At 52.4% G+C, this 25,462-nt stretch carries 23 protein-coding genes; 11 read left to right on the top strand and 12 right to left on the bottom strand.

What is annotated here, in order from left to right; all coding sequences use genetic code 11:
- Positions 1-11: 11 nt before the first annotated feature.
- Positions 12-824 carry a patatin-like phospholipase family protein gene (locus tag E7745_RS13385; protein ID WP_136409031.1) on the bottom strand — a complete coding sequence of 271 codons (813 nt, stop codon included), beginning with the start codon at positions 822-824 and terminating at the stop codon, positions 12-14.
- A 96-nt stretch (positions 825-920) separates the two neighbouring features.
- On the opposite strand from E7745_RS13385, the gene E7745_RS13390 reads away from it, so the two are divergent.
- The 5 genes from E7745_RS13390 (at position 921) to E7745_RS13410 (ending at position 7,399) form a co-directional block, all read left to right on the top strand.
- Positions 921-2,051 (top strand): DNA polymerase III subunit delta', encoded by a 1,131-nt coding sequence (locus E7745_RS13390; RefSeq protein ID WP_136409032.1) that lies wholly within the window; start codon positions 921-923, stop codon positions 2,049-2,051.
- A gap of 112 nt (positions 2,052-2,163) precedes the next feature.
- Positions 2,164-5,109, top strand: a complete 2,946-nt coding sequence (locus tag E7745_RS13395; protein WP_136409033.1) for a PD-(D/E)XK nuclease family protein — start codon at positions 2,164-2,166, stop codon at positions 5,107-5,109.
- 41 nt (positions 5,110-5,150) lie between these two features.
- Positions 5,151-6,260, top strand: coding sequence for a radical SAM family heme chaperone HemW (gene hemW, locus E7745_RS13400; protein ID WP_136409034.1), 1,110 nt, complete (start codon positions 5,151-5,153; stop codon positions 6,258-6,260).
- Between the two features lie 105 nt (positions 6,261-6,365).
- Complete coding sequence (locus E7745_RS13405; RefSeq protein ID WP_136409035.1) at positions 6,366-6,566, top strand: glycerophosphodiester phosphodiesterase family protein; 201 nt, start codon at positions 6,366-6,368, stop codon at positions 6,564-6,566.
- A gap of 83 nt (positions 6,567-6,649) precedes the next feature.
- Positions 6,650-7,399 carry a tyrosine-protein phosphatase gene (locus E7745_RS13410; protein WP_136409036.1) on the top strand — a complete coding sequence of 250 codons (750 nt, stop codon included), beginning with the start codon at positions 6,650-6,652 and terminating at the stop codon, positions 7,397-7,399.
- Positions 7,400-7,417: 18 nt separating this feature from the next.
- Here E7745_RS13410 and E7745_RS13415 read toward each other — a convergent pair whose 3' ends face one another.
- Genes E7745_RS13415 through E7745_RS13425 form a run of 3 tightly spaced genes read right to left on the bottom strand, consistent with a single transcriptional unit; the run spans position 7,418 to position 10,330 of the window.
- Entirely contained in the window at positions 7,418-8,266 is an 849-nt protein-coding gene (locus tag E7745_RS13415) for a patatin family protein (protein ID WP_136409037.1), read from the bottom strand.
- Positions 8,267-8,303: 37 nt separating this feature from the next.
- Positions 8,304-9,074, bottom strand: a complete 771-nt coding sequence (locus tag E7745_RS13420; protein WP_136409038.1) for a TIGR03915 family putative DNA repair protein — start codon at positions 9,072-9,074, stop codon at positions 8,304-8,306.
- Positions 9,071-10,330 carry a putative DNA modification/repair radical SAM protein gene (locus E7745_RS13425; RefSeq protein ID WP_136409039.1) on the bottom strand — a complete coding sequence of 420 codons (1,260 nt, stop codon included), beginning with the start codon at positions 10,328-10,330 and terminating at the stop codon, positions 9,071-9,073. Before E7745_RS13425 ends, E7745_RS13420 begins: the two co-directional genes overlap by 4 nt.
- Positions 10,331-10,426: 96 nt before the next feature.
- On the opposite strand from E7745_RS13425, the gene E7745_RS13430 reads away from it, so the two are divergent.
- Together E7745_RS13430 and E7745_RS13435 are read left to right on the top strand one after the other, a co-directional pair.
- Positions 10,427-10,693 (top strand): glycosyltransferase, encoded by a 267-nt coding sequence (locus E7745_RS13430; RefSeq protein ID WP_205746906.1) that lies wholly within the window; start codon positions 10,427-10,429, stop codon positions 10,691-10,693.
- On the top strand, positions 10,632-11,531 hold the full coding sequence (locus tag E7745_RS13435) for a glycosyltransferase (RefSeq protein ID WP_136409040.1): 900 nt from the start codon (positions 10,632-10,634) through the stop codon (positions 11,529-11,531). The genes E7745_RS13430 and E7745_RS13435 overlap by 62 nt, the downstream gene beginning before the upstream one ends.
- 57 nt (positions 11,532-11,588) lie before the next feature.
- On the opposite strand, the gene E7745_RS13440 is transcribed toward E7745_RS13435, so the two are convergent.
- Positions 11,589-13,286 (bottom strand): M56 family metallopeptidase, encoded by a 1,698-nt coding sequence (locus tag E7745_RS13440; protein ID WP_136409041.1) that lies wholly within the window; start codon positions 13,284-13,286, stop codon positions 11,589-11,591.
- Positions 13,287-13,342: 56 nt separating this feature from the next.
- Positions 13,343-13,735, bottom strand: a complete 393-nt coding sequence (locus tag E7745_RS13445; RefSeq protein WP_107031243.1) for a BlaI/MecI/CopY family transcriptional regulator — start codon at positions 13,733-13,735, stop codon at positions 13,343-13,345.
- Between the two features lie 259 nt (positions 13,736-13,994).
- Between E7745_RS13445 and E7745_RS13450 the strand changes: the two genes are divergently transcribed.
- Positions 13,995-14,996, top strand: a complete 1,002-nt coding sequence (locus E7745_RS13450) for an aldo/keto reductase (protein ID WP_136409042.1) — start codon at positions 13,995-13,997, stop codon at positions 14,994-14,996.
- A gap of 141 nt (positions 14,997-15,137) precedes the next feature.
- Here E7745_RS13450 and E7745_RS13455 read toward each other — a convergent pair whose 3' ends face one another.
- The gene (locus E7745_RS13455) at positions 15,138-16,349 is read right to left on the bottom strand and encodes an OmpA family protein (RefSeq protein ID WP_123398552.1); all 1,212 of its coding nucleotides are present in this window, start codon (positions 16,347-16,349) and stop codon (positions 15,138-15,140) included.
- Positions 16,350-16,757: 408 nt separating this feature from the next.
- Complete coding sequence (locus E7745_RS13460; RefSeq protein ID WP_107031240.1) at positions 16,758-18,791, bottom strand: transketolase; 2,034 nt, start codon at positions 18,789-18,791, stop codon at positions 16,758-16,760.
- A gap of 430 nt (positions 18,792-19,221) precedes the next feature.
- Between E7745_RS13460 and E7745_RS13465 the strand changes: the two genes are divergently transcribed.
- The 3 genes from E7745_RS13465 to E7745_RS13475 all read left to right on the top strand — a co-directional run bounded on the left by E7745_RS13465 (position 19,222) and on the right by E7745_RS13475 (position 22,505).
- Positions 19,222-19,593, top strand: a complete 372-nt coding sequence (locus E7745_RS13465) for a transposase family protein (RefSeq protein WP_107037111.1) — start codon at positions 19,222-19,224, stop codon at positions 19,591-19,593.
- The gene (locus tag E7745_RS13470) at positions 19,568-20,533 is read left to right on the top strand and encodes a transposase (RefSeq protein ID WP_240740261.1); all 966 of its coding nucleotides are present in this window, start codon (positions 19,568-19,570) and stop codon (positions 20,531-20,533) included. Before E7745_RS13465 ends, E7745_RS13470 begins: the two co-directional genes overlap by 26 nt.
- A gap of 592 nt (positions 20,534-21,125) precedes the next feature.
- A complete protein-coding gene (locus tag E7745_RS13475; RefSeq protein ID WP_136409043.1) occupies positions 21,126-22,505 on the top strand; it encodes a sugar MFS transporter in 1,380 nt (459 codons plus the stop codon).
- Positions 22,506-22,655: 150 nt separating this feature from the next.
- Here E7745_RS13475 and E7745_RS13480 read toward each other — a convergent pair whose 3' ends face one another.
- The 4 genes from E7745_RS13480 to rpsD form a co-directional block, all read right to left on the bottom strand.
- The gene (locus E7745_RS13480; protein ID WP_136409044.1) at positions 22,656-22,979 is read right to left on the bottom strand and encodes a hypothetical protein; all 324 of its coding nucleotides are present in this window, start codon (positions 22,977-22,979) and stop codon (positions 22,656-22,658) included.
- Positions 22,980-23,209: 230 nt separating this feature from the next.
- Positions 23,210-23,707, bottom strand: coding sequence for a 50S ribosomal protein L17 (gene rplQ / locus E7745_RS13485; protein ID WP_107031237.1), 498 nt, complete (start codon positions 23,705-23,707; stop codon positions 23,210-23,212).
- Positions 23,708-23,715: 8 nt separating this feature from the next.
- Complete coding sequence (locus tag E7745_RS13490; RefSeq protein ID WP_107031236.1) at positions 23,716-24,708, bottom strand: DNA-directed RNA polymerase subunit alpha; 993 nt, start codon at positions 24,706-24,708, stop codon at positions 23,716-23,718.
- 17 nt (positions 24,709-24,725) lie between these two features.
- The gene (gene rpsD, locus E7745_RS13495) at positions 24,726-25,331 is read right to left on the bottom strand and encodes a 30S ribosomal protein S4 (RefSeq protein WP_107031235.1); all 606 of its coding nucleotides are present in this window, start codon (positions 25,329-25,331) and stop codon (positions 24,726-24,728) included.
- Between the last annotated feature and the right edge of the window lie 131 nt (positions 25,332-25,462).

A 25,462-nucleotide genomic window follows, 5' to 3' on the forward strand; every position in this document is an offset into this window, starting at 1 on the left:
TATGGATAGTTTCATTTTTTCTTCCGCCGTTCGCCGCGCAGGGTGAATCCCGCATCCAGGAGAGCCTGGAGCGTATTGTCGTAGCCTGAGCGGAACACACGGGTTATTTCTTTGAGATTAAACACTTTGTAAGATGCCACATCGTCAATAGAGATGGCAAGGTCGCAAAGCTCCATCTGAGCCTGCGAATTGTTTTTGACAAGCAGATCATAGGTGCGGTGGGCTATGTCCATCAGAGATTTCGGCTTGCCGCGCGATGGCATGGGGCTGCAGTTGATGCCGATGAGATATTTGCACTTGTCTCTGAGCGCCCAGGCCGGCAGGTTGGCCAGCACTCCGCCGTCGACGTAAGTGACACCTTTGATTCTTACAGGTTTGAATATAATAGGAATACTGCACGAAGCCGCCACACAGTCCACAAGAGTGCCTTCCGAGAAGGCCACCGGACGGTTGTTGTCAAGGTCCGTAGCGCAGACCATCGCCGGAAGAGGCAGTTCCTCGATATTCTCATAGCGGACATGCCTGCGCAGAAACTTTTTGAAGCCGTCCATCGAGAAGAAGCCGTCACGCGGCACACCCAATTCAGCGAAATCGCCGAATTTGGCATCGCTGAATACCTTGATGATCTCTTCAGGAGCCATTCCGGATGCATACATCACCGAGACTACCGAGCCGGCACTCACGCCGGCCACAATGTCGGGCTTTATGCCGACCTCCTCAAGAGCCTTGAGAGCACCGGCATGGGCAAAACCGCGGGCTCCCCCTCCACTGAGGACGAGTCCGAGTTTATATGGCTTGCGCGAAAATTTCAACATGTCAAGCATAACAGATGCAAATTTAGTATAAAAACGCGAGATTTTACCTAGGCGGTTCAAGAGAATGTCTAAAATCTCATGTTTTTATGCTAAATTTGCATTACCATGAAGTTCAGTCAGATTCCATCACATGAAAATGTCAAGCGGCAGCTGCGTGACATGGTGGCCGACGGCCGCATTCCCCACGCGCTGCTTCTCCACGGTCCGGCAGGCATAGGAAAATTCATGCTTGCCCGCACGTTCTCCCAGTTTGTCCACTGCCAGTCACCCACGCCTGACGGCGAGCCTTGCGGCTGCTGCCAGTCATGCGTTCAGCATGAAAGTTTCAACCATGTCGACAGCATCTATGTGTTTCCGGTGGTCAAGACCGAAAAGCTGAAATCTCCGGTATCTGATGACTATATGTCGGAGTTCAAGGAATTTGTCGGCGCGAGCCCCTTCATGGATTTCGACCGCTGGACCGGATATTTCGAAAAGAAAAACGCCCAGCCGGCGATCTACGTTTCAGAGAGCGAGGCTCTTGAGCAGCGGCTTGCGGTGACAACCACCCTCTCGCGCTACAAGACCGTGATCATCTGGCTTCCCGAAAAGATGAACGAACAGACAGCCAACAAACTGCTGAAACTCATTGAGGAGCCTTTTGCCGACACGATTTTCATACTCGTCTCTGACAATGCGGCCTCCATTCTACCGACAATCTACTCGCGTTGCCGCCCGATAGAGATGAAGCGTCTCAGCGATGAGACTGTGGCCCGTTATCTGACCGAGAATCTGGCCATAGATCCGCAGGATGCGCTCTCGATGGCCCATATAGCCGCCGGCGATGTCAACAGCGCGCTGCGCGCTATGGATGCCACAAGCGTGAGCCGGATGTTTTTCGATCTCTTTGTCAGACTCATGCGCCTGGCCTACCAGCGCGATGTCAAAGGCCTGAAGGAGTGGAGCGCCGATGTGGCGGCCCTCGGCAGAGAGCAGGCTGTAAAGTTCTATGATTACTCCCAGCGTCTCATCCGCGAGAATTTCATCTACAACTTCAATATTCCCGATCTTCTCTATCTAAACCGCAACGAGGCCCAGTTCAGCAAGAACTTCGCCCGCTTCATCACCGAGAACAATGCCGAGCGCATCATCGCCGAAATGAACCGGGCGGCTTCTGACATTGCCGGAAATGCAAACGGCAAGATAGTGAACTTCGATTTCGCGATTAAAATGATCATCCTGATCAAGAATTTCTGACAGTCCGGCCCCGGCGCGCATGACGCTGAGGCCTTATCCCCCCACTCACCAGCACTCCACCCCACTCGCCTTAAGAGGTTTTGAGGTTGTTTAAAACCAAATGTGAAAGCCAATGATCCCCTTCCTCCGCCAAGTGGCCGGGGCCTATGCGGCCAATGAACTCGGCAATCTCCAGGACTATTGCTTCGTGTTTCCCAACAAGCGAAGCGGAGTCTTCTTCACCCACTATCTTGCGCTCGAAGCCGCAGGGAAGCCCTTCCTGATGCCTGAGATAGCCACCATCGCAGAGGTAACGCGCAGTTTTTCGGCACTGACCGAAGCTCCGCGCCTTGACCAGCTCTTCATTCTTTACAATGAATACCGCGAACTGAGCGGCGAGAACGTGGCTGACTTCGACCGTTTCCTCTTCTGGGGCGAGATGCTGCTTAACGATTTCAATGATGTGGATCTCTATCTGGTCGACCCCCACAAGCTCTTTGTCAATCTCCAGCGCTTCCGCGAAGTGAGCGCCAACTATCTGACCGAGGAGCAGACCGAGATCATCAACCGCTACTGGGGCGAGAAGTTCGTACACTCCAGCCCGGATGAATTCTGGAACCACATCCACTCCACCCCCACTCCGCTCGAAAACAAATTTCTGCAACTGTGGGAGGTGCTTGACGAGCTTTTCGAGCGCTTCCACAAACGCCTGCTTGACAACGGCATGGCCACCCGCGGCATGTTTGCCCGCAACGCCGTCAATCTTCTGAGCAAAGGCAGAGACCGCAAGCTGCCCTTCAGCCGCTACATCTTTGTGGGATTCAATGTGCTGACGCTTTCAGAGATCAAGATTTTCGAAAAACTGCAGGCGCGCGGATGTGCCGATTTCTACTGGGACATGGCCTCGCCGGCTTTCAGCGCAAAAGGAAACCGCGCATCGCTTTTCATGCAGCAGAACGTGGGCTGCTTCCCTTCTCTCTATGATCTGGGCGAACTCTATCCTGAAAATCCGGACTTCCCGAAAATACATATCACCGGAGTGCCGAGCGCATTCGGTCAGACCAAACTTGCCGGACAGCAGCTTGACCGGTGGATAGCCTCAGGAGCTGTTACGGATACGGCCGATGCGATAGACACAGCCGTTGTGCTTCCTGACGAGAGCCTGTTCATCCCGATGGTCCACGCCGTACCCCCCGCCATCAGCGCCCTGAATGTCACAATGGGTTTCCCGCTTAAAAACACAGCGGTTTCATCGCTCATGTCGGCCATCGTCAATCTTCATCTCCGGAGTTCCCGCTCCCGCGGCGAGTGGAGCTTTTTCTATGAAGACATGCGGGCAGTGCTCACCCACCCCATGCTCCAGAGCTATGCTCCTGAAGGATGCAATGCGCTGCTGCGCCTGATGGTGGAGCGCCGTCTCTACATGGTCAGCGCCGCTCTGATAGCCGAGACCGCTCCGGCACTGGCTTTCATTTTCACTCCGGTGACCGACACCAATGGCATAGATGAGGTACACGACTATTTCTTCAGGCTCGCAAGCACTCTGCGCGAGTTCACCGCCGGCGATAAGGAGAGGATGATCGAAAATTATTTTCTCGACACCTATCTGATAGAGCTTGAGAACATACGCCGAGCCTGCCGCAACTGGAAGATCAGCATGAAGGACACCACCTTCATACAACTGCTTCAGTCAACCATCTCGTCGGCCAGCATCCGCTTCACCGGCGAGCCGCTGAAAGGCCTGCAGGTGATGGGTGTGCTGGAGACGCGCGCGCTTGACTTCGACAACCTCATCATACTGTCAATGAACGAGAGAGTCTTCCCCCGGAAACAGTATTCGCGCTCGTTCATTCCCGATTCGCTGCGGCGCAGCTACGGCATGGCCACCACCGAACTGCAGGAATCGATCTTCGCCTATTCGTTCTACCGCCTGATCTCCCGCGCCACAAATGTGAGGCTCTTCTACGATGCCAGAACTCTCAGCGGCAAAAACAGTGAGATATCACGCTACATAGCCCAGCTGCTCTATCTTTTCCCGGAATGCGAGGTGGACCATGACCTGGCGTCATTCTCAAGCGTAATCTCCGAGGAGGCCGGGCTGACCGTGGAGAAAACGCCTGAAATAATGGCCAAACTGAAAGAATTTACTGTTAAAGGCGGAAGAACGCTTTCAGCATCATCGATCAACGGCTATATCAACTGCCCGCTTTCGTTCTACCTGAAAAGAGTCTGCGGACTTGACCTTGACGAGGAGGTGATGGACTATATGGATTCCGGAACCTACGGTGACATCATGCACGCCGCAGCCGAAAGACTCTATAAGGAGCTGCGCGGTTCACGCCACGAGGTGAAGATCACCTCTGAGATTCTCGATTCGTTCATAAAGGACGAAATAAAGCTCGATACGGTGATCACGGAACTGATCAACGAAAAATATAACCGCTATCCGGCCGGCGACCGCACTCCGCTTGTGGGCGAATGCAAGGTGCTGGCCCGCGTGATGAAACATTTTCTGATACTGATGTTCCGCGCGGAAAAAGGGATCGCACCCTTTGACTTCATTGACGGCGAACACAAGGTCAGAGGCACCATGCGCATCACCGACTCTCTGAGCGTCAACATCTATCAGATCATCGACCGCATAGACCGCATCTATCCCTCAGGCCGCTACGGCGAGGGGCTGGGACTGCTCCGCATAGTCGACTACAAGACCGGCGGCGATCTGACGGAATTCAAAGATATGGACGAGCTTTTCGATCCGGAGATAAAAGACCGCCGCAAGGCCATACTCCAGCTGCTGTTCTACTGCAACGCCTATGCGCAGCAGACAGGATATGACGGAGCCATCAGGCCTCAGATCTATCCCTTCCGCACTCTCTCCACTTCGGGGCTGCCCCCTCTGAAGTATTCCGGCGAGGCGCTTGACGACTACCGCCCGGTCAACGAGGAGTTCATGGAGCGCTTCCGCTCAACTATCGCCGAGATTTTCAACCCCAACATACCGTTTACGCAGGCTCTCAAGGAAGACAGCTGCACTTTCTGCAGTTTCAAGGCTATCTGTCGCAGGAATCCGCAATGATCTGACCGTCTTACAGCTATCCCCCCACACTCATACCGTCTATGAAACTATATGTCCACATACCTTTCTGCCATGCCAAATGCGCTTACTGCGATTTCTATTCAACTCCGCGCCGCGAGTGGATGGAGGCCTTTGTCGATGCGGCCATCGGCGAGTGGGGAGAACGGTCAGCCGGGCTCAGCGAGCCGGTCGATACGCTCTACTTCGGCGGCGGCACCCCGTCGTCACTTCCGGCTGAACTGCTCCGACGGTTGCTTGAGGCTCTTCCGACCGAGAATCTGCGCGAGGCTACAATAGAGGCAAACCCTGAGGATGTGACCGATGACTGGGTAAGATTCATCAGCGGCGAGACTCCGTTCAGGCGCGTGAGCATGGGGGTCCAGTCGTTTTGCGATGACGAACTTGTCACCGTAGGACGCCACCACAGTGCGGCCCGTGCGGCGGAGGCTATCGACTGTCTGCGCCGTGGCGGCATAGACAATCTCAGCTGCGACCTCATCTACGGACTTCCCGGACAGACGGCCGGATCATGGCGCAGGTCTCTTGAACGGCTGATCAGTTTCAGACCGGAACATATCTCGGCCTATCTGCTGTCATATGAACCTGGAACCCGCCTGGATGCGATGCGCCGGAAAGGGACGGTCACCGAGGCGGACGATGATATGGCCGAGGCGATGTATGAGGCTCTGTGTGACATGACCCGCATGGCCGGATATGTTCACTATGAGATTTCAAACTTCGCGCTTCCGGGCTGCGAGGCCGTACACAATTCGGCCTATTGGGACAATTCGCCCTACATAGGCCTCGGCCCTGGGGCACATTCGTTTGACGGATTCAGAAGATCATTCAACCCGTCGTCGCTTAAAGACTATATCGCCGCCGGAGGCCGCGGTTTCGGCATCACGGAGGAAGAAAGCACCGACAGCCGTTTCAATGACCTGCTGATCACCCGCCTGCGCACCCGCCACGGGCTGCACCCCGATGAAGTTGAGCGGCTCTTCGGACGGCCGGTCCGCGATTTTTTCACGGCAACGGCCATTCCGCTGATCTCAGCAGGCGATCTCGAAGTCTCTCCCTCCGGCGCTTACGTGATCCCCGAATCATGCTGGCTCACCTCCAATTCCATCCTCCTCCCCTTCATAAGAGTATGATCCCATTGAAATAACTATATACTGAAATCCGACTTAAAAACTCCAGCCAACGCGACCCATCCCGACATCCGCCTGCAGTATCAGGCCGATGCGAAGTGGCAGGAGATGTTCGAGTGGTCGACAGCCCACGGACTTGACGTGCAGATCAGAGCCGCTCTTGTGGATGCCAACTGCGTAAGGCGCTATCACGAAGCCGGCGTAAAGGTGAATGTGTGGACCGTAAACACTCCTGAGGAGTATTCACGCCTCAGCAATCTCGGCGTTGACTACATGGTGACCGACTATCTCAGCCCTGAGTCCTTATAAGAATTTAACTACCCGAAGCGGGCTATTCTCACCGCTTATGCTTAACTTTGCGATTCAGTTAAGAATAGTTTAAAGAATGACCTATGGGCCTTTTCAGTTTTCTTTCAAAATCAAGCGATCCGTTATGTCTGCCGTTCGCAACAGACATTCACTGCCATATTCTTCCGGATGTCGATGACGGCTCTCCCGATGTGCAGACTTCGGCTGAACTTGTGGAACGGATGAAGTCATGGGGCATCAGCCGCATCATAGCCACTCCTCACATCACTGAAAGTTCTTTTGAGAATACGCCTGAAACGCTCGACCGGGCGCTTGATGCTCTTAAAAGCGAACTCGCCAAGCGCGAAATCAGCATTGATCTGAGCCGTTCGTCGGAAAACCGCATCGACGACTATTTCCGCACTCAACTGGCAGCCGGAAATATCACGCCCTATCCCAACAATTACATTCTTGTGGAGAATTCGTTTATTCAGGAGCCCTGGCAGCTTGATCAGTTTCTGTTTGACCTGAAACTGAAAGGCTACCGCCCGATACTCGCTCATCCGGAGCGTTTCTTCTATTACTTCGAGGAGCATCCCAACCGTTACGATGAACTTCACCGTGCCGGCAATCTGTTTCAGATCAATGTGCTTTCGCTTGCCGGAAGCTATACCCGGAAAGAGAAAAAAGCGGCTGAAAAACTGATTGAAAAAGGCTATGTGGATTTTCTCGGTACAGACCTCCACAACCACCGCCATGCAGACACGATCGACGCTTATCTGCGCTCCAAAGACGCCTCGCGCCACTTCGCGGCACTCAAAGGCCACCTGTTCAACGACCGGGTGTTTATCTAAACTCTACTACTTCTGGTCTCAACCGCGGAGGAATTCTTTGAGGCGGGGGATGATGGCGAGGGCGGTGCGACGGCCGGTGTCATAGACGAGCTGCATCTTGCCGGGGTTCATTTCTACACGCCCTATGGGAAGGGGTGATTCGGGGGCGATGACAAAGGCGTGGCCGGCTGCGGCCTGTGAGGCTATGTAGTCGAGCTGGGAGTTGTACATTTCGTGACGTCGGGCCATTGCACGGGCTATAGCCGGGCAGCGTGGCAGCAGAAGCCGCCAGAGCCATGCCGGAGAGGCTGTCTTACGGTAGTCGCGCGGCTGGGTGAGCACTACCACATTGCGTTCATAGCCCAGAGACTGAAAGTATTCCAGCGGTATTGAGTCGCTGATGCCGCCGTCGAGCATACGGCGCCCGTCGGAGACTCTGACCGGGCGGGTGACGACTGGCATAGAGGCCGAGGCGCGCAGCCATTCAAGGGAGTCGTAGTCGACGCGGTCCATCCGATAGTAGGCCGGAGAGCCGGTGGTCACGTCGGTGGCCACGAGGTAAAATTCCATCGGATTGCTCTCAAAGGCTTCGATGTCGAAAATGTCGAGTTCGAGCGGGAGGGTGTGATAGGCGAACTCGGCTCCAACGAGATCGCCGGTGGTGAGGAGCGAGCGCAGCCCCATGTAGCGCGGATCACGGCCGAAGCGCAGATTGTAGCGCAACACGCGGCCCGGCTGCCGCGACTTGTAGTTGCATCCGAAACTCGATCCGGCCGAGACTCCGATCAGTCCGTCGAAGTCTATGCCTTCTTCCATCATCACGTCGATCACGCCGGCTGTAAAGAGCCCGCGCATCGCTCCGCCTTCAAGCACAAGTCCTTTTTTCATTTTCAATAAACCATATTTGTCTCCGTAAAGTTACGGATTATTTCTGCATTTCCGTAAGATATTTCCAATATCTTACGGGCATGTCCTGCCTTTGCTTGCGCGGATTGAGGCGCTCCATTATTGCTGTAGACTTCACATAGGCTCGCCAGAGGTCCTGGAAGAGTCGTTCCTGCGGGTGCATGATCTCTTCGGAGAGGAGTCCGGTCTGCATGTGGTAGCCGTCGGAACTTATGACCACCCGCTTCAGTTCCGCGCCGTCGTAGTGGTAGCCGTAGTCACGCAGGCGGTCATAGATGATGAAAGGCTGGTCGGAAAAACGGTCGGCAAAATGATTCACGGCAAAGGGCAATACATCAAAAGCAGGCTCTATCATGCCAAAATAAGTGCCGTCAGCCGCTTTCTGGAATCTCACGAACTGAAGCAGTCTGTGGGCCTCTCCCCTGACCCTCCGGCATTCCTTGAGCACGGCCAGGACGGCAGGGTCGGAAAAATCGGTCTCGACAGACACTCCGGGCGATGTGACTGCCCGGCTGATGAAACGGAGTGCGAGGATTGGAAATTCAGGGTTGTCTGTCAGAAATGCCGATGTCAGAGCCGCGCGGGCTGAGGCGGTGATAACTTTGGTGAGTTTTCGCCACACGCGGCCACTCTTGTCGCTGTCGGTCTCCACCTGATGGACCAGATCATAGAAGAGAGGCAGGGAGCCGTCAGGGGTGAGCAGCGCGTCGGGCTTCTCCCTGCGCGCAAAAGAGTCGAAGACGGCCGAGAGCAGGCCGTCGAAACTGCCGTCAAAACGATAGATGATCATGAGAAATCAAATGAAAGCTGGAGTGGATTTTCGCCACGGCTCTTGCGGGCGGTTAGCAGACGGCGCACATATTCCGGAGAGGTATCGGCGATTGATGGCGCCACCAGTTCGCCGCAGGTGATGAAATATTTTGCCCTCTTCATGGCCACTCCGATTTTCGACAGATGGGAGGAATTGAGATGACGGTAACGGCGTGCACTGACAATCAGAGCGGCTGATTTCACACCTATGCCCGGCACACGCAGAATCATCTCGTAAGGAGCGCGGTTGATGTCGACCGGGAAGGCTTCGGGATGACGCAAAGCCCATCCGAGTTTCGGATCAACCTCCAGATCGAGGTTGGGATTGCCCTCGTCAGCAATCTCTTCGGCCTTGAACTGATAGAACCTCATCAGCCAGTCGGCCTGATAGAGGCGGTTTTCACGCACGAGCGGCGGCTGTTTAAGCGCCGGCAGACGCGAGTCATACTGATTGACCGAGACGTAGCCCGAATAATAGACACGGCGCATGGTAGGCATACTGTAGAGAGCCGAGGATGTGAGCAGTATGTCACGGTCGGTGTCAGGAGAGGCACCGACAATCATCTGTGTGCTCTGCCCTCCGGGCACGAAGCGGGGCACGTGGCGCATCTTCTTTTTGTCTTCCTGACACTGCAACACACCCTGACGGATGAAGCCCATCGGTTCATAGACGCTTTTATGGTCTTTCTCCGGAGCGAGATATTTAAGCGACTGTTCGCGTGGAATCTCGATGTTGACGCTCATGCGGTCGGCATAGCGCCCGGCTTCATTGACAAGCTCACGCGAGGCTCCGGGGATGCTCTTGAGATGGATGTAGCCGTTGAAGCGGTGGATCAGGCGCAGGTCTTTGGCTATACGGGCTATGCGCTCCATTGTGTAGTCGGGGTTGCGCACCACGCCGGAACTAAGAAAAAGCCCTTCTATATAGTTGCGGCGGTAGAATTCCATCGTTATATCGACCACCTCCGAGACCGAGAGAGTGGCCCGCGGAATGTCATTGCTGCGCCGGTTGATGCAGTAGGCGCAGTCATACATGCAGTAGTTTGTCAGCATCACTTTCAGCAGAGCGATGCATCGGCCGTCGGCGGCAAAACTGTGGCAGATGCCCACACCGCCCACAGTGTTGCCCACGCCCTTGCCATCGTTGCGCCTCACCGTGCCGCTTGACGAGCATGACACATCATATTTGGCCGCCGCTGCCAGAATTTTTAGTTTCTCAAGAGTAGCTTCCGTCATAACGTTGCAAAATTAGCCATCAGACGGGCAAAACGAAAACACACCCATGTTAAAAATCATCAAAGACCGCTACCGCTAATAATATTTACTATTTTTGTGGCTCCATTAACACAGACCATCACACAACTCGCCATGAAGTCCAACCACCATCCGGCCGTCAGCATCATAATGCCGGTCTACAATGCCGAGAAGTTTCTGCATGACTCAGTCGGTTCTATCCTCCTACAGACATGTCAGGATTTCGAACTTATCTGCTTCAACGATGCTTCAACAGACGGAAGTCTCCGCCTGCTAAAAGAGTTTGCCGCGCCATCCATCCATCCATCCATCCATCCATCCATCCATCCATGCGTATCCGCATGAAAGAGTGCGGGTGATCGACTCTCCGGTCAATATCAAGCAGGGCGGTGGCCGCAACCGCGCTTTAGCAGAGGCACGCGGCGAATATGTGATGTTTGTGGATGCAGATGACGCTTTACGCTCCGATGCAGTGGCTGTCTGCCTCGAAACGGCCAGGCGCGAGAATGCCGACATGGTTATCTTCGACTATGCCCGCTTCTCGTCAGCCCCTGCAAATATCGGCGAGGAGATCTGCCAGCTCGGCAAGGATGCTTCCGGACTCCGCGGTGAAGATCTGCGCAGAAGGATACTTGACAGATCAACCCCGGTGTGGTCGGCGATGTATCGCAAAGAGCTGATCACTGACAACGGGCTGTTTTTCCCGGAGAAAGTTTTCTATGAGGACAATGCCGTGGCGCTCGCCATGCAGCTGTCGGCCAAAACGCCTGTGAAAATCAACGAAGCTCTCTATCTCTACCGCTTCGACAATTTATCGGTCACACGATCGACGAACAACTATCATTTCTTCGGCCGGCTTGCGTCAGCCGTGACCCTTATGGACCACCTGAAACGACTTGGCCTGTATGAGCGCTATCGCAAGAAACTGGATTTCATTTTCATAAACCAGTATTTCACCCACAGCATATTCGGCTGCATCTACCGTTTTGACCGTGTGCCGATGCTACGCCACAACTATATCCGCAAGACTATCTCACGCCATCTGCCTGACTACCGTTCAAATCCATACTTCAAGGCACAGCCGTTGCGGATGAAGCTGAAGATCTTTACCCATGTCAGATTCCCAAGACTGATAAAACTAATGTCAAACGTCAGCCGCCGTCTCCACAGAGCCGGCAGCTGACGCTGTCATTTTATACTTCTATTACTTAACTCCCTGAGGAATAAATCTCTTACAGGGCTATTTTTTCATTTCAATCCGGATGACTCCTTCCTTTGATTTGTCGACTGTCATTGATTCGATTTTCGAGGGGTCGATGTCTGCCAGATTGCCTTCATAAAGTTTGCCGTCGACATATACTTTGACTTCCTCCTTCCGTCCGTCAACATCTGCCACCTGCTTGTCATCAACTGACTTTACTTTGACAACAGGCATGGCAGTGTTTTCTTTTTTGGCATCGTCTTTGAGGCTGAAACCAATGGGGAGAACATAGTAGACCGAAACCGGCTTGCCGTCTACCTCTCCGGGTTTAAATGCCGGCAAAGTGCTGACCACTCTCATGGCCTCTTTGTCCAAAAGCGGATCTGCACTGCGGAGCACACTGGTCTCGCCAACCGAGCCGTCTTTGTTGATGACAAAACGGACCACCACGCGCCCCTGGATTTTTTTATCTCTGGCTTCCTTAGGATAATGGATATTGTCAGAGATGTACTGCAGCACAGCGGCGTCGCCACCGGGGAATTCAGGCTTCTTCTGAACGACGGAATAGACCGACTCCGGAGCGTCTGCTTTTTCAGCAGTCTTCCCGCTTGGCTTATCACCTTCGGAGACCGCGGCCGTCATGGTCTCGGCTGCAACAGCTGCCACGGCATTGCCGGTATGGTCAGAGACTGTGGCCGGTGACATTTGCGAGTCCTGAGTTTTTTCGCTAACTTCGCGGGTGGAAACCGCGGTGCTTTCGGTAGAGGGAAGACCGCTGACCGCAGTCAGGATTTCAGCCGCTACCGGTTCCGAAGTCTCTTCGACAAGGAAGCACGCCGCAGAGGTTTCCTCAAGCACTGCCGCTACGGCATCAATGTTTGTCACTGCGATGGCTGCGGCGAGCGCAGGCACCAGGGCCAGACCGCGCAGACGGCGGGAGGCCGATGAATTCTGATTGTACATCATGGTGATACGTTTTTTAAGTTTACTATGATTCAGGCTGTTGGCAAGTGACGGGAATCTCGCGCCGACAGCCTTTTTTATTAATAACATCTGATAGTCACGGGCAGGGATGCCTGATTCGAGCACGGCCTTGTCGGCCTGGTATTCATGGACGGTCTTGAACTCCTCGCGCATGAGCCACGCCGAGGGATTGTACCACTGGAAAATGCTTATGATCTGCGCTACAGCCAGGTCAATCCAATGACGCAGACTGAGGTGCTTGAGCTCGTGGGTAAGGATCATGCGCCCGCTCTCGTTCCAGTCGCTACGGCTCATGACCACATAGCGCCACCAGCTGAAGGGTGCTATGCCGCGGTCATCGGTAAGAATTATTCTGTAAGGTCCCTCGCTGACGGTCTCTCCGGCCGAGATGATGCGCCACAGCCTTAAGACAATCAAGAGTGTCTGCACGGCCGTCAGCACTACTCCTGAAAGGTAGATCCAGAGCACAGCGGTGAGCCACAGAGGCTGAGAACCGACGCTCTCGTCGGCCGCCAGGCCGATCTGTATCTGCCCCATCTCGATTTCGGACATCACTGCAGCCGGAGCATCGGCGCCAATGGATGCGGCCAAGCGCAACAGCGGCAGACCGAGAAGCGCGACAAGGCATATCAGCCACAGCGCTGTGCGGTTGTAGGCATGCTGATTCTCTCCTGCAAGCACCCATTTATATGAAAGATAGAGCAGGGAGAGGAGAATGGAACTGTAGAGCGAGTAGGAAAATAGTATGCCCATATACCTTATAATATAAAGAGAGTTTTTTTATTGAACGGAAGAGCAGGATGGCGGTTTTACTTGTCGCTGTCGCTGTTTTTTCTTTCAACAAGATCTATGATCTCCCGCAGCTCGTCAAGCGAGATTTTTTCTTCCTCCACAAGGGCCGACACCGCATTCTTATAGGAATTGTTGAAATAGTCGCTGACAAGGCGGGCAAGCGATTTCTTGCGGAAGTCTTCCTGCCGCGCCACGGCATAGTAGCGGTGGGAGGCAGCTACGACTTCATGGCCCACATGGCCTTTGTCTTCAAGAATGCGCACTATGGTTGAGACGGTGTTGAAGTGGGGCTTGGGTTCGGGATAGATCTCAAGCATCTCGCGGACGAACATCGGACCGTGCTCCCAGAGCATTCTCATGATGACCAGTTCTTTCTCGGTCAGAATCTGTGGTTTCCTTCCTGCTTTCATAAATGTCTGTCTGAGTTAGAGGCTGTTTAATAACAATTCATGGTATCAAACTAATACATTAGTTGACACGGCAAAGATATAACTATTTTTTTAATTCCCAAAACTAATATATTCGTTTTACTCGGTTAAATATTGTTAACTGCCACTTTATCCGATTTCTAAAGGGCATATTTGTCTCGCTCAATGGCGGCGGATGGATGCCGGATTTTGTAAATTTGCAATTCCCCAGCCTGTCAACAACAAATAATCACAACTCTATATGATAAACCCCATCTACACCCCTGCCCCTGCAAGATATGACAGCGGCATGAAATACCGCCGTTGCGGATGCAGCGGCATACTGCTTCCGGAGATTTCACTCGGCCTCTGGCACAATTTCGGCGATGTCAATCCGCTGTCCGATTCTATGGCTATGCTGCACTATGCCTTCGACCACGGCATCACCCACTTCGATCTGGCCAACAACTATGGTCCGTCATACGGTTCGGCTGAGGAAACCTTCGGCATTGTCATGGAAAAATCATTCGCTCCCTACCGCGACGAACTTTTCATCTCGACCAAGGCCGGCTATGACATGTGGCCCGGTCCGTACGGCAACTGGGGTTCGCGGAAATATCTTATGGCGAGCCTCGACCAGAGCCTCCGCCGCATGAAACTTGACTATGTAGATCTGTTCTACAGCCACCGCTTCGATCCGGAGACACCGCTTGAAGAAACCCTGCAGGCGCTTGTCGACATTGTTCGTCAGGGTAAGGCTCTCTATGTCGGGATCTCCCGCTGGCCCGCCGAGGCTGCCCGCAAGGCCTACAGCTATCTTGCCGAACGCGATGTGCGCTGCCTGATCTACCAGGGCCGCTACAATATGCTTGACCGCGCCGACGAGGCCGGAGGCATAATCAGTGAGGCGGCTGACAACGGTGTTGGCTATATAGCGTTTTCACCTTTGGCCCAGGGGCTTCTGACCGATCGCTATCTCAACGGCATTCCGGAAGATTCGCGCATTGCTCTCGGCGGCCATCTGAAATCCGACTCTCTGACTCCCGGCCTGCTCGAATCGGTAAGAAAGCTTAACGGTCTGGCAGCAGAGCGCGGTCAGAGCCTCGCCGAGATGGCTCTCGCCTGGATTCTACGTGACCGGAAAGTAACGAGTGTGATCGTAGGCGCAAGCTCCACCTCCCAGCTCCAACGCAATCTCAGCGCTCTGGAATCGCCGGCTTTCAGCGATGAGGAGCTGCAGATAATCGACTCCACAAACCCGTGACGCCTGCGCGCTTTGCGCTGCGGTGTCACAGACTCCACAAAACAAGCAAATCCCCCGTGCTCGGATCTGAGCACGGGGGATCGTCATATAGAAAACTTCGTTAGATCTTTCTATTTTCTATCGTTATCAGGTTGACTCTGATTATTTGTCAGCCTCAATAGTTACGGCGCGGTCGAGAGAAACGAACTTCTCACCCATGTCGTTGAGGTTGCCGTTGTTAACGGTTACGTTGAGCTGAGAAGCGTTAACGCCGTTGCGGAGAAGAACGCGTTCAACACCCTTGGCACGAGCGTTACGGAGACGTTCGTTAACCTGATCAGAACCGGTGTAGTTATCGGCCCAGCCGGTAACGGTGTACTTCTGTTCGGGGTTCTGCTTCATGATTTCAGCCACAGCGCCAAGCACCTTGTTGTCAACACGAGAGATGTTTGACTTGCCGATGGTGTAGTAGATGGTGCAGAGGGGGCCTTCTTTGGCTTCAACCTTTTCAACCGGACGGTTGAGGCAGTCGCGGAGCTGACGTTCGAGGTCAGAGATGCGGGCGTTAGCAGCCTGGAGACGAGCTTCAACAGCATCGCAGTTGGTGGGTTCGGGGCAAACGGGCACAACGGGAGCTGACCAGGTGGTCTTGTTGAAGTTGTAGGTAAGACCGAGATAAGCCTGGAGGTCCATGTACTGCTTCTGCTGATAAGCTGAAAGGCTGCCTGCATAACGGAGGTCGTCAGTCATGAGAGCTGCACGAACGTCGAGGTAGAGGCTGAGGTGCTTGTTGAGAGCGAAGTTGTTGATAAGACCAACGTGGGCAGTGAGGTTCTTGTTGCTACCGTTCTTCCAGCCGTCACGGTTGCCGTTTGAGTCGAAGTCGGGCACATACTGCCAGTTGAGGCCTGCACCACCGTAAACGATAGCGTTGTAAACGCGACCGGGACGATAGCCGCACCACCAGTTGGTGAGGTTCAGCATAGCGTCGAGGTTGATGCCGAACTCGTTACGTTTGTACTTATCGAAATCTTCAAAAGTTCCGTAGTAACCTACACCACCGTCTTTGCTGAGGCCTTTGACCTGAGTGAAGTTGCCACCGGCACGAAGACCAACGATGGGAGAGAACCATTTACCAACCCAGATGCCGGCATTGGGAGAGAAACGGTCGAGGAAGCTACGTTCTGAGTTGTGGTTGCGGAAGTAGTAGTTCATACCACCTTCAACCGATACAAACCAGTTGTTTGAGAAGCTATTTAAGAGATAGCCCTGAGAGGGGTCCTCAACATAGCTGATTTCTTGGTTGCTCTGAGCCATTGCGCTATGACCAACAAAAAGAGCAGCTACCAAGCCAAGGATAGCACTTTTTTTCATAATAATTTAAATTATTGTAAAATAGTTGAAAAATGTTTGGTTTAAGACTGTGTCTATAATAATTAAGGTGTATAGTCATTCCTAAGACGCTGGCATGACATTCGGAGCCACACCTATCTGTGGAAATTACCGTCAAAGGTATAACTTTTTTTTCAGACTATCTAAATTTTAGCTAATTTTTCTTTAACAATCACTAATTTTCTTACTTTCTGACCAAATTTGCGGGGTCTTATAGGCCGATAAGAGAAGATTAGTGACCAAAAATGCAAAATTCCCGCCGGCACAGCCGCTCAACAAAAATCGCTTCTGCTGCCGATTGATAAAGATGCGGAAGCAGAAGCGATACATTGCAGAGCCCGTCAAAGGTCCTGGTCATAGAGTTTCAGAACAAGTCTGTCACTCCTGAGATCAGGCTTTGATGAAGTTTTCAACGAGTCCTTTGACATGATCGACTGTGAAGCCGAATTTTTCGTCAAGGACTTTATAAGGTGCGGATGCGCCGAAGTGGTCGAGACCGAATACCATGCCGTCAGCTCCGACTACCTCTCGGAGTGTAGAGGGCAGACCGGCAGTCAGACCGAACGCGGGAACTCCGGGGGTGATGACTGCCTTGCGGTAGTCGGCATCCTGGAGGAAGAAGAGTCCGATCGAGGGCACTGAGACTACGCGTGCTTTTTTGCCTTCTTCGGCAAGACGGGCTGCGACTTCGCAGAGAAGCGACACTTCAGAGCCGTTGGCTACGAGGATCACGTCGGGGTTCTCAGCTTCGACAACCACATATCCGCCACGGCGGCAGCCGGCGTTGGCTTCGGCGAAACGGTCGCCTGATGCGGCGGGCAGGTCGGGGATGTTCTGACGCGAAAGGATGAGGGCCGACGGGGTCTTGAAGTTCTCCATAGCCATTGCCCATGCCACTGAGGTTTCGGCGGCATCTCCCGGACGGAGCACGAGCATCGAGGGCTCGCCGTTGAAGTTGCGGAGCTCTTCCATCAGCCGGATCTGGGCTTCCTGCTCTACGGGTTCGTGGGTCGGGCCGTCTTCGCCTACGCGGAATGCGTCATGGGTCCAGATATATTTCACGGGAAGTTCCATCAGTGCGGCCATGCGGACAGCGGGTTTCATATAGTCGCTGAACACGAAGAATGTGCCACAGGCTCCGATGACTCCGCCATGAAGGGCGATGCCGTTCATTACGGCTGCCATTGTGAGTTCTGAAACGCCGGCGTGGAGGAAGGCGCCTGAGAAGTCTCCGTTGGTGAACGGACGGGTCTTCTTGAGGAAGGCGTCGGTCTTGTCTGAGTTGGCAAGGTCGGCAGAGGAGACAATCATGTTGTTGACCTTCTCGGCAAGCACTCCGAGCACGTCGGCCGATGCCTGGCGCGATGCGATGCCGGGTTTGTGGGGAATGGCTTTCCAGTCGATTTCGGGGAGTTTGTTGTCAAGGAATGTGTGGAGTTCCTTGGCGAGTTCGGGATTGGCGGCCTCCCATGCTGCCTGCTCGGCGCGTTTTGCCTTGACAATTTCGCGGAGTTCACGGCGGCGTTCGTCATAGAGGGCTTTGACATCGTCAAAAATAACCCAGGGATTTTCAGGATCGGCTCCAAGGTTCTTCATAGTGGCTGCATAGTCGGCACCTGATGCGCTCAGAGGCTGACCGTGGGTAGAGCACTGGCCTTCGAAGTTTGAGCCATCGGCCTTGACAACGCCACGACCCATCACGGTGTTTCCGATGATCAGCGTGGGGCGTTCCTTTTCTCCCTGAGCGGCAATGATGGCCTGGGCTATTTCCTGAGGATCGTTGCCGTTGATCTCGATTACGTTCCAGTGCCATGCGCGATATTTTGCAGCTACGTCCTCGCGGTCTACGGCATCGACCATCGTGGAGAGCTGCACGCGGTTGCTGTCATAGAACATTATGAGGTTGTGAAGGCCGAGATAACCGGCAAGACGACCTGCGCCCTGCGAGATCTCTTCCTGAATACCGCCGTCGGAGATAAAGGCATAGGTCTTGTGGCTCATCCATTCGCCGAAGCGGGCGGCCATGAAGCGCTCTGCGATGGCGCAGCCGACAGCCATTGTGTGGCCCTGGCCGAGAGGACCTGATGTGTTTTCAACACCGCGTTCGGGGTGAAGTTCGGGATGACCGGGTGTCGGAGAGCCCCACTGACGGAACTGCTCAAGTTCGGCCAGTGTGTAGTGGCCGAACAGAGCCAGGACACTGTACAGCATAGGCGACATATGACCGGGGTCGAGGAAGAAACGGTCGCGGCCAAGCCACTTCCCGTCGTCGGGATCGGTCACAAGGAACTGCGAGTAAAGAACGTTGACGAAATCAGCGCCACCCATGGCGCCTCCGGGATGACCGGACTTGGCTTTTTCAACCATTGATGCAGCGAGCACACGGATATTGTCGGCTGCATGGTTAATTGCTGATAGATTCATGGGGTTATTTATAAGTATAAAAATAGTTTCAGATTGCATTCGGGGGCGATCACTGCCTCGCCTGAATGACTTGTGAGGTGATGCAAATTTACAAATTAAAAACGAATTCCCCGCCAAAAACGGCAAGGAATTCGACACACAATAGTAACAAATAAAATAGATGTACCCACTTTTCACAAAGAGGATTACTATCTATGCGGTCAATCCGGAGACGGCCCGACAGACAGCTGTCTACAATAAGCCTGATGACACTTATTGCTTCAAAGCCTGCCGCGGATCAATATGATGTCAAAGGCCGCATCACAGCAGAAACGGCCAGATGTTTCAGATCTGGTAAAACGGTAGATTTGCAATAATGAGCATTATAGTAATTTGGGGTCAAGCCGAAAGCACGGTGCATGAATTTTGAGAAAAGTGTTAAATTTGTGGCATGAAAACCGCAGATGCAATATGGATGTGCCTGCCCGAGGGCATGGACGAACTATTTGAAATGGTGCGCTTCGAGCGCACGGAACAGTCCTATGACATATGGCTTGACGAAAAGAAGAAACTGTCTGATGAAGACTATCGTAATCCAAATATCGTAGCGCGAGGCTATACGGATTATGTAACAATACAGGACTATCCGATGCGTGGACGGCCTGTATTTCTTCACATGCGCAAGAACAAGTGGTGGGACAGGCAGACCAACGAAATCTTCAGCTACAATCTCGAACTTCCCAACGAGGAAGGAACACGACTCAGCGCCGAGTTCGTGGCTTTTTTAAAAGACGAAGGTGGAGACGACAGCCCTGTCGATTAAACAGATAGCGCAGATGTACTGCGTCAACGGCAAACATTTTGCCGACTTGTACCGCAATAAGATAAGCGGTTACGCCGACTGGTGCGAACAGGAGCTTGGCTGTGGGTTCTATTTCAACGCCGATAATATCGGCCCTTACATGAGTCTTGATGAGACGTGTCTGAGCAACGGGGAGGTATGGACGTTCCTGACCAACAAGGACGGCCACGGAGGCAAGGGAACACTTGCGGCAGCCATTCCCGGAACAAAGAGTGACGAAATTATATCCATACTCATCGGAGCTATGGAGAAATCAATCAGACGCAGGGTCAAGGAAGTGACCTGCGATCTCTCGCCATCAATGATGCTCATAGCCGCAGAAGTGTTCTATAACGCCCATGTAGTCAACGACCGTTTTCATGTCCAACAGGTCTATAATGAGGCCGTTGACGAAATCCGCATTGACATTCGCCGACAGCTCATCGCAGAGGAAAACAACCGCAACAAGTCCGAACCGCCGGTAACGTACTCCAACGGAGAGACCATGCGCCAGATACTGGCTCGCAGCAAACACACTCTGATGATGTCGCAGAACAAATGGACTGACATACAGCGCCATCGTGTCAACATACTGTTCAAATACTATCCAATATTGAAGGCTGCATACAGCCTTGCGATGGAGCTGCGCAAGATTTTCAACGCTAAAATCTCACCGACAAAAGCCATGGGGAGGATGAACAAGTGGTATGAAAAGGTAATGGCATTGGGTAACAACAACTTCCGCTCGGTAATCAAAACATTCAAGAACCACGCCCCAACAATCCTGAACTATTTCCGTCGTCGTGCGACCAATGCCTCTGCCGAGGCATTCAACTCTAAAGTCAAAATATTTCGCTCACAAATGCGTGGTGTCCGGGACCGCGACTTCTTCATCTTCCGATTAGTCAAACTCTACGCCTAAAAATTTAACACTTCTAATTGCCCAATTTAACATATGCACCGTGCTTTCGGCTTGAGCCGTAATTTGCATATGTTTCTATGTCGCAGAGATGGTTTGCTATGCCGCTTTGGCATGAGAATATAATCTGTCAGTTGATTCTACAATGCCCAATCGGGCGGAATCATGCACTGAACTGTCTGTTTTATGAAGAATTGCGTTACAAATTTAGGCAATATTGTCGAAATGACAACAAAAACTCTACATTTTTTTGTGAAAACGCCAATAAAACACCTGTCCGCCATCCTTCCTGCAATCATTTCAGCCGGTCATGATATTGTATGCCGGAGCTTGTCCGAACGCCCTGATCCTCTCTGTCAAATATACAATAAGCCACCCTGAGTCATAGGATTAGACAAAAAATTTACGCGAAAAGGCAATCAAAACCTATAATTATCCGCAATATGATAAATTTATTAAAAAAGAATGGTTATCTTTGCTGTGTCATGAAACTATCGGTCATACAAACCATATTTCCACCAACACAAATTTCTAAGGCTCGCAAGAAAAACAAATTCTTTTATTACATAATTTTTCTTCTACCAAAAATCAACAAATGGAAACTACCGTAAAGAACAACGGGCGAATAGTGGCTATAGTCGTGATGTTTTTCATCTACGCCATGATCTCGTTCGTTACCAACCTTGCAGCTCCGATCGGTACAATCTGGGGCTATCAGTTTGAAGGAAATTCAGTGCTCGGCATGATGGGCAACATGATGAACTTCGCAGCTTATCTGTTTATGGGCATTCCTGCCGGAAACCTGCTCGTCAAAATCGGCTACAAGAAAACGGCTCTCTGGGCCCTGGCTGTCGGCATCGTCGGCCTTTTCGTCCAGTTCCTGTCAAGCAGCGTAGGGACAGACACTGTTGTGACCACCTTTAATTCTACAAATGCTGACGGTGTGGCACACTCTTTCCCCATCACTCTCAACTTCTTCATCTATCTGCTCGGCGCATTCATATGCGGTTTCTGCGTCTGTATGCTCAACACGGTTGTCTGCCCGATGCTCAACCTTCTCGGCGGCGGCGGCAACAAGGGCAACCAGCTGCTGCAGTTCGGCGGTGCGCTCAACTCCTTCTCCGGCACAATGACCCCGTTCTTCGTCGGTATGCTCATCGGCGTTCTCACCGACAAGACCCAGATCGGAGATGTCAATCCGCTTCTTTTCATCGGTATCGGCATCTTTGCGGTGGCTTTCGTGATCCTGTCATTCGTCGCTATACCTGAACCGAACACTACTTCCGGAAAGAAAGTCAAGTATTCACACTCTCCCTGGAACTTCCGCCACACAGTGCTTGGCGTAATCGGCATTTTCTTCTATGTAGGTATTGAAGTCGGCATCCCCGGCACCCTCAATTTCTATCTTGCCGATCAGACTGCCAACGGCGCCGGCGTGGTAGGCCAGGCATCAACCATCGCAGGTGCGATCGTGGCTATCTACTGGCTGTTCATGCTCGTGGGCCGTACACTTTCAGGTTTCATCAGCGGAGCCGTTTCGTCACGCACACAGCTCATAGCCGTTTCATGCACAGCGATAGTGCTTATCATCCTTGCCATCTTTATCCCCAAGGAAAGCACACTCCCCGTGCCTGAATTCCTCTATGAAGGTGGAGCCGAAGTGCCTGTCAGCGCCTTCCTGCTTATTCTCTGCGGCCTTTGCACTTCCATCATGTGGGGCGGCATTTTCAACCTTGCGGTGGAGGGCCTCGGTAAATATACCGCCCAGGCTTCCGGCATATTCATGATGATGGTGGTAGGCGGCGGCATCATGCCTCTCGTTCAGAACGCCATTGCCAACAGCATCGGCTATATGGCTTCCTACTGGCTGGTGGTAGCAATGCTTGCCTATCTGCTTTTCTACGGCCTTGTTGGCTCGAAGAATGTCAATACAGACATTCCCGTCGATGAAGAAATCGATCCCCGCAATCTGTAATCAGGATTGAGCGGAGCAGACTTCGCTCCACGTGTCCGCGACACGCACATACATTACAATAAAATCGCATCCGCGCCGAGGGTCTCCGACCTCATTGCGGATGCGATTCTATTTTATGCCCTGTTGCCCGGATGCTTCTTTCTTGAGCCGTCAATTCACAGGCTGGTCCAAGGGACGCCGTGGCGGCGGTGACTGACGGAGAAACTTGCCGGATTTCTTATGGTCTGATTTCTTCCTGCGCCCTACCCTTTTGCCCGGATCTTCTTTATTGTCTTTGCCTGGAAGCGTATCCGGATGAACGGTCTGTTGATCTTTCTGCGCCCCTGCTTCATCTGCGGCTATGACCTCAGGATTTGACATGTCACTATTGCGATCGTGACGACGGTCACTGATCGCAAGTGCCGCTCCAAGCAGCAGCAGAATCAAGGCAAGCAGGATGAGGCCTCGCCTTTCGCCGGAGGTAAACATTTTCATTATGCAGATGCCGTATTTTTTAGGTTACATAAATCACTCAGTACCACACATCTAAACCCAGACAGACTCTTTTAAGGGCTGCCGAGAGTCAAAAATTGCGAGCCGGAAAATTTTCCGGCCGGAATATCGCAGGGATACGGACATAAATATAATAAAAAAATTTCACCGGATGTTCCTCTGGGAGGAATCCGGTGAAATTTTTATAAATGAATCTCGTTGTCAGCTTCAGATTATTCAGCTGCGGGAGCTTCTGCTGCAGGCGTTTCTGCCTGGGCGGGAGCTTCAGCTGCGGGAGCTGCGTTCTTGGCGCCACGACGAGAACGACGGGTGCGGGTCTGTTTCTTGCCGCCGTTGTCCTTGAGCATGTTTTCGTTGTAGTCTACGAGTTCGATGAAGCAAGTCTTGGCGTTGTCACCGAGACGGTTGCCTGTTTTGAGGATGCGGGTGTAACCACCGGGGCGGTTAGCGATCTTCTGAGCGATTTCGCGGAAGAGTTCAGTCACAGCCTCCTTATTCTGGAGATGAGCGAAAACCAGACGGCGGTTGGGAGTGCTGTCTTCCTTAGCGCGGTTGATCAGGGGCTCAGCATAGACGCGGAGAGCTTTGGCCTTGGCGAGAGTTGTGAAGATGCGTTTGTGCATGATCAGCGAAATCGTCATGTTGGCGAGCAGAGCGTCGCGATGAGCCTTCTTGCGACTGAGGTGATTGAATTTTTTATTGTGTCTCATCGTTATAATTACTCTTTATCAAGTTTATATTTGGAAATATCCATTCCGAAGGAGAGGTTGAGGTTTGCAAGAAGTTCATCGAGTTCGGTGAGTGACTTCTTGCCGAAGTTACGGAATTTCAGGAGGTCGGTCTTGTTGAAGACCACGAGTTCACCAAGGGTTTCAACCTCGGCGCTCTTGAGGCAGTTGAGAGCGCGGACTGAGAGGTCCATATCCACAAGCTTGCTCTTGAGGAGCTGGCGCATGTGGAGTACTTCTTCATCAAATTCTTCTTCACCGTCAGTTTCGTCCGTTTCAAGAGTGATCTTTTCATCGGAAAAGAGCATGAAGTGATAGATGAGAATTTTAGCTGCTTCTTTGAGAGCGTCTTTCGGAAGAATTGATCCGTCGGTGGTGATTTCAAGTGTGAGCTTGTCGTAGTCGGTCTTTTGATCAACGCGGAAGTTCTCCACTGTGTATTTCACATTCTGAATCGGGGTGTAGATCGAGTCGATGGCGAGGACATCAATAGCGTCGTTTGCATTGCGGTTTTCCTCGGCGGGAACCCAACCGCGACCTTTGTTGATTGTGAGGTCGATAGTGAAGCTGGCGCTCGGATCCAAATGACAGATGACAAGATCTGGATTCAGGACTTCAAATCCTGAGAGGACTTTGCCAATGTCACCGGCTGTGAACTCTTCCTGACCTGACACAGTGATGGAGGCTTTTTCGAAGTCGGTATCTTCAACCTTTTGCTTAAGGTTTACTTTCTTGAGGTTAAGAATGATGTTTGTGACATCTTCCTTGACGCCGGGGATAGTGTCAAACTCGTGTTTCACTCCGTCAACGCGGATCGACGAGATGGCGAAACCTTCGAGGGAGGAGAGAAGGATGCGACGCAGGGCGTTGCCAATGGTTATACCATATCCCGGTTCCAATGGCTTAAACTCAAATTTACCGAAATGATTATCGGCTTCCAACATGAGGACTTTGTCGGGTTTCTGGAATGCTAAAATAGCCATGGATCTTGATTTAATTATTATTTAGAATACAACTCGACGATAAGCTGTTCTTTGATGTTCTCAGGGATGTCTTCACGGGCGGGAACATGGAGGAATTTACCGGCCTTAATGTTCTCATCCCATTCGAGCCAAGGATATTTGCTGTGATTGAATCCGGCGAGTGCGTCGGAAATTACTTCGAGAGACTTTGACTTTTCACGGACACCGATTACATCGCCGGGCTTAACTGCGTAAGATGCGATGTTGACAACTTTGCCGTTGACCACGATGTGGCGGTGGAGCACAAGCTGACGGGCTGCTGCGCGGGTGGGTGCGATACCGAGACGATAAACTACATTGTCGAGACGGCCTTCAAGAAGCTGAAGGAGGATCTCACCGGTGATACCTTTAGCGCGTGATGCTTTGTCGAAGAGGTTGTGGAACTGCTTTTCGAGAACGCCGTAGGTGTATTTGGCTTTCTGCTTCTCGCGGAGCTGGACACCGTACTCAGAAGTTTTTCTTCTTTTGTTGAGTCCGTGCTGGCCCGGAGGATAATTTTTCTTGGCGAGGACTTTATCTTCACCGAAGATGGGTTCGCCAAACTTACGGGCGATTTTGGTGCGGGGACCTGTGTATCTTGCCATTTCTGTTTTTGTTTGATGTTGTTTCCTTTTCAGTGGCTCCGATTCTGCGGCTGATGATGAAAACTGATGAATTCCGGGGTGACAGCCGCGACCACAGAGAGGTGAATAAAAGATGTGGTCTATTTCACTGA

It is taken from the genome of Duncaniella sp. C9 (assembly GCF_004803935.1).
Lineage (GTDB): Bacteria > Bacteroidota > Bacteroidia > Bacteroidales > Muribaculaceae > Duncaniella > Duncaniella muris.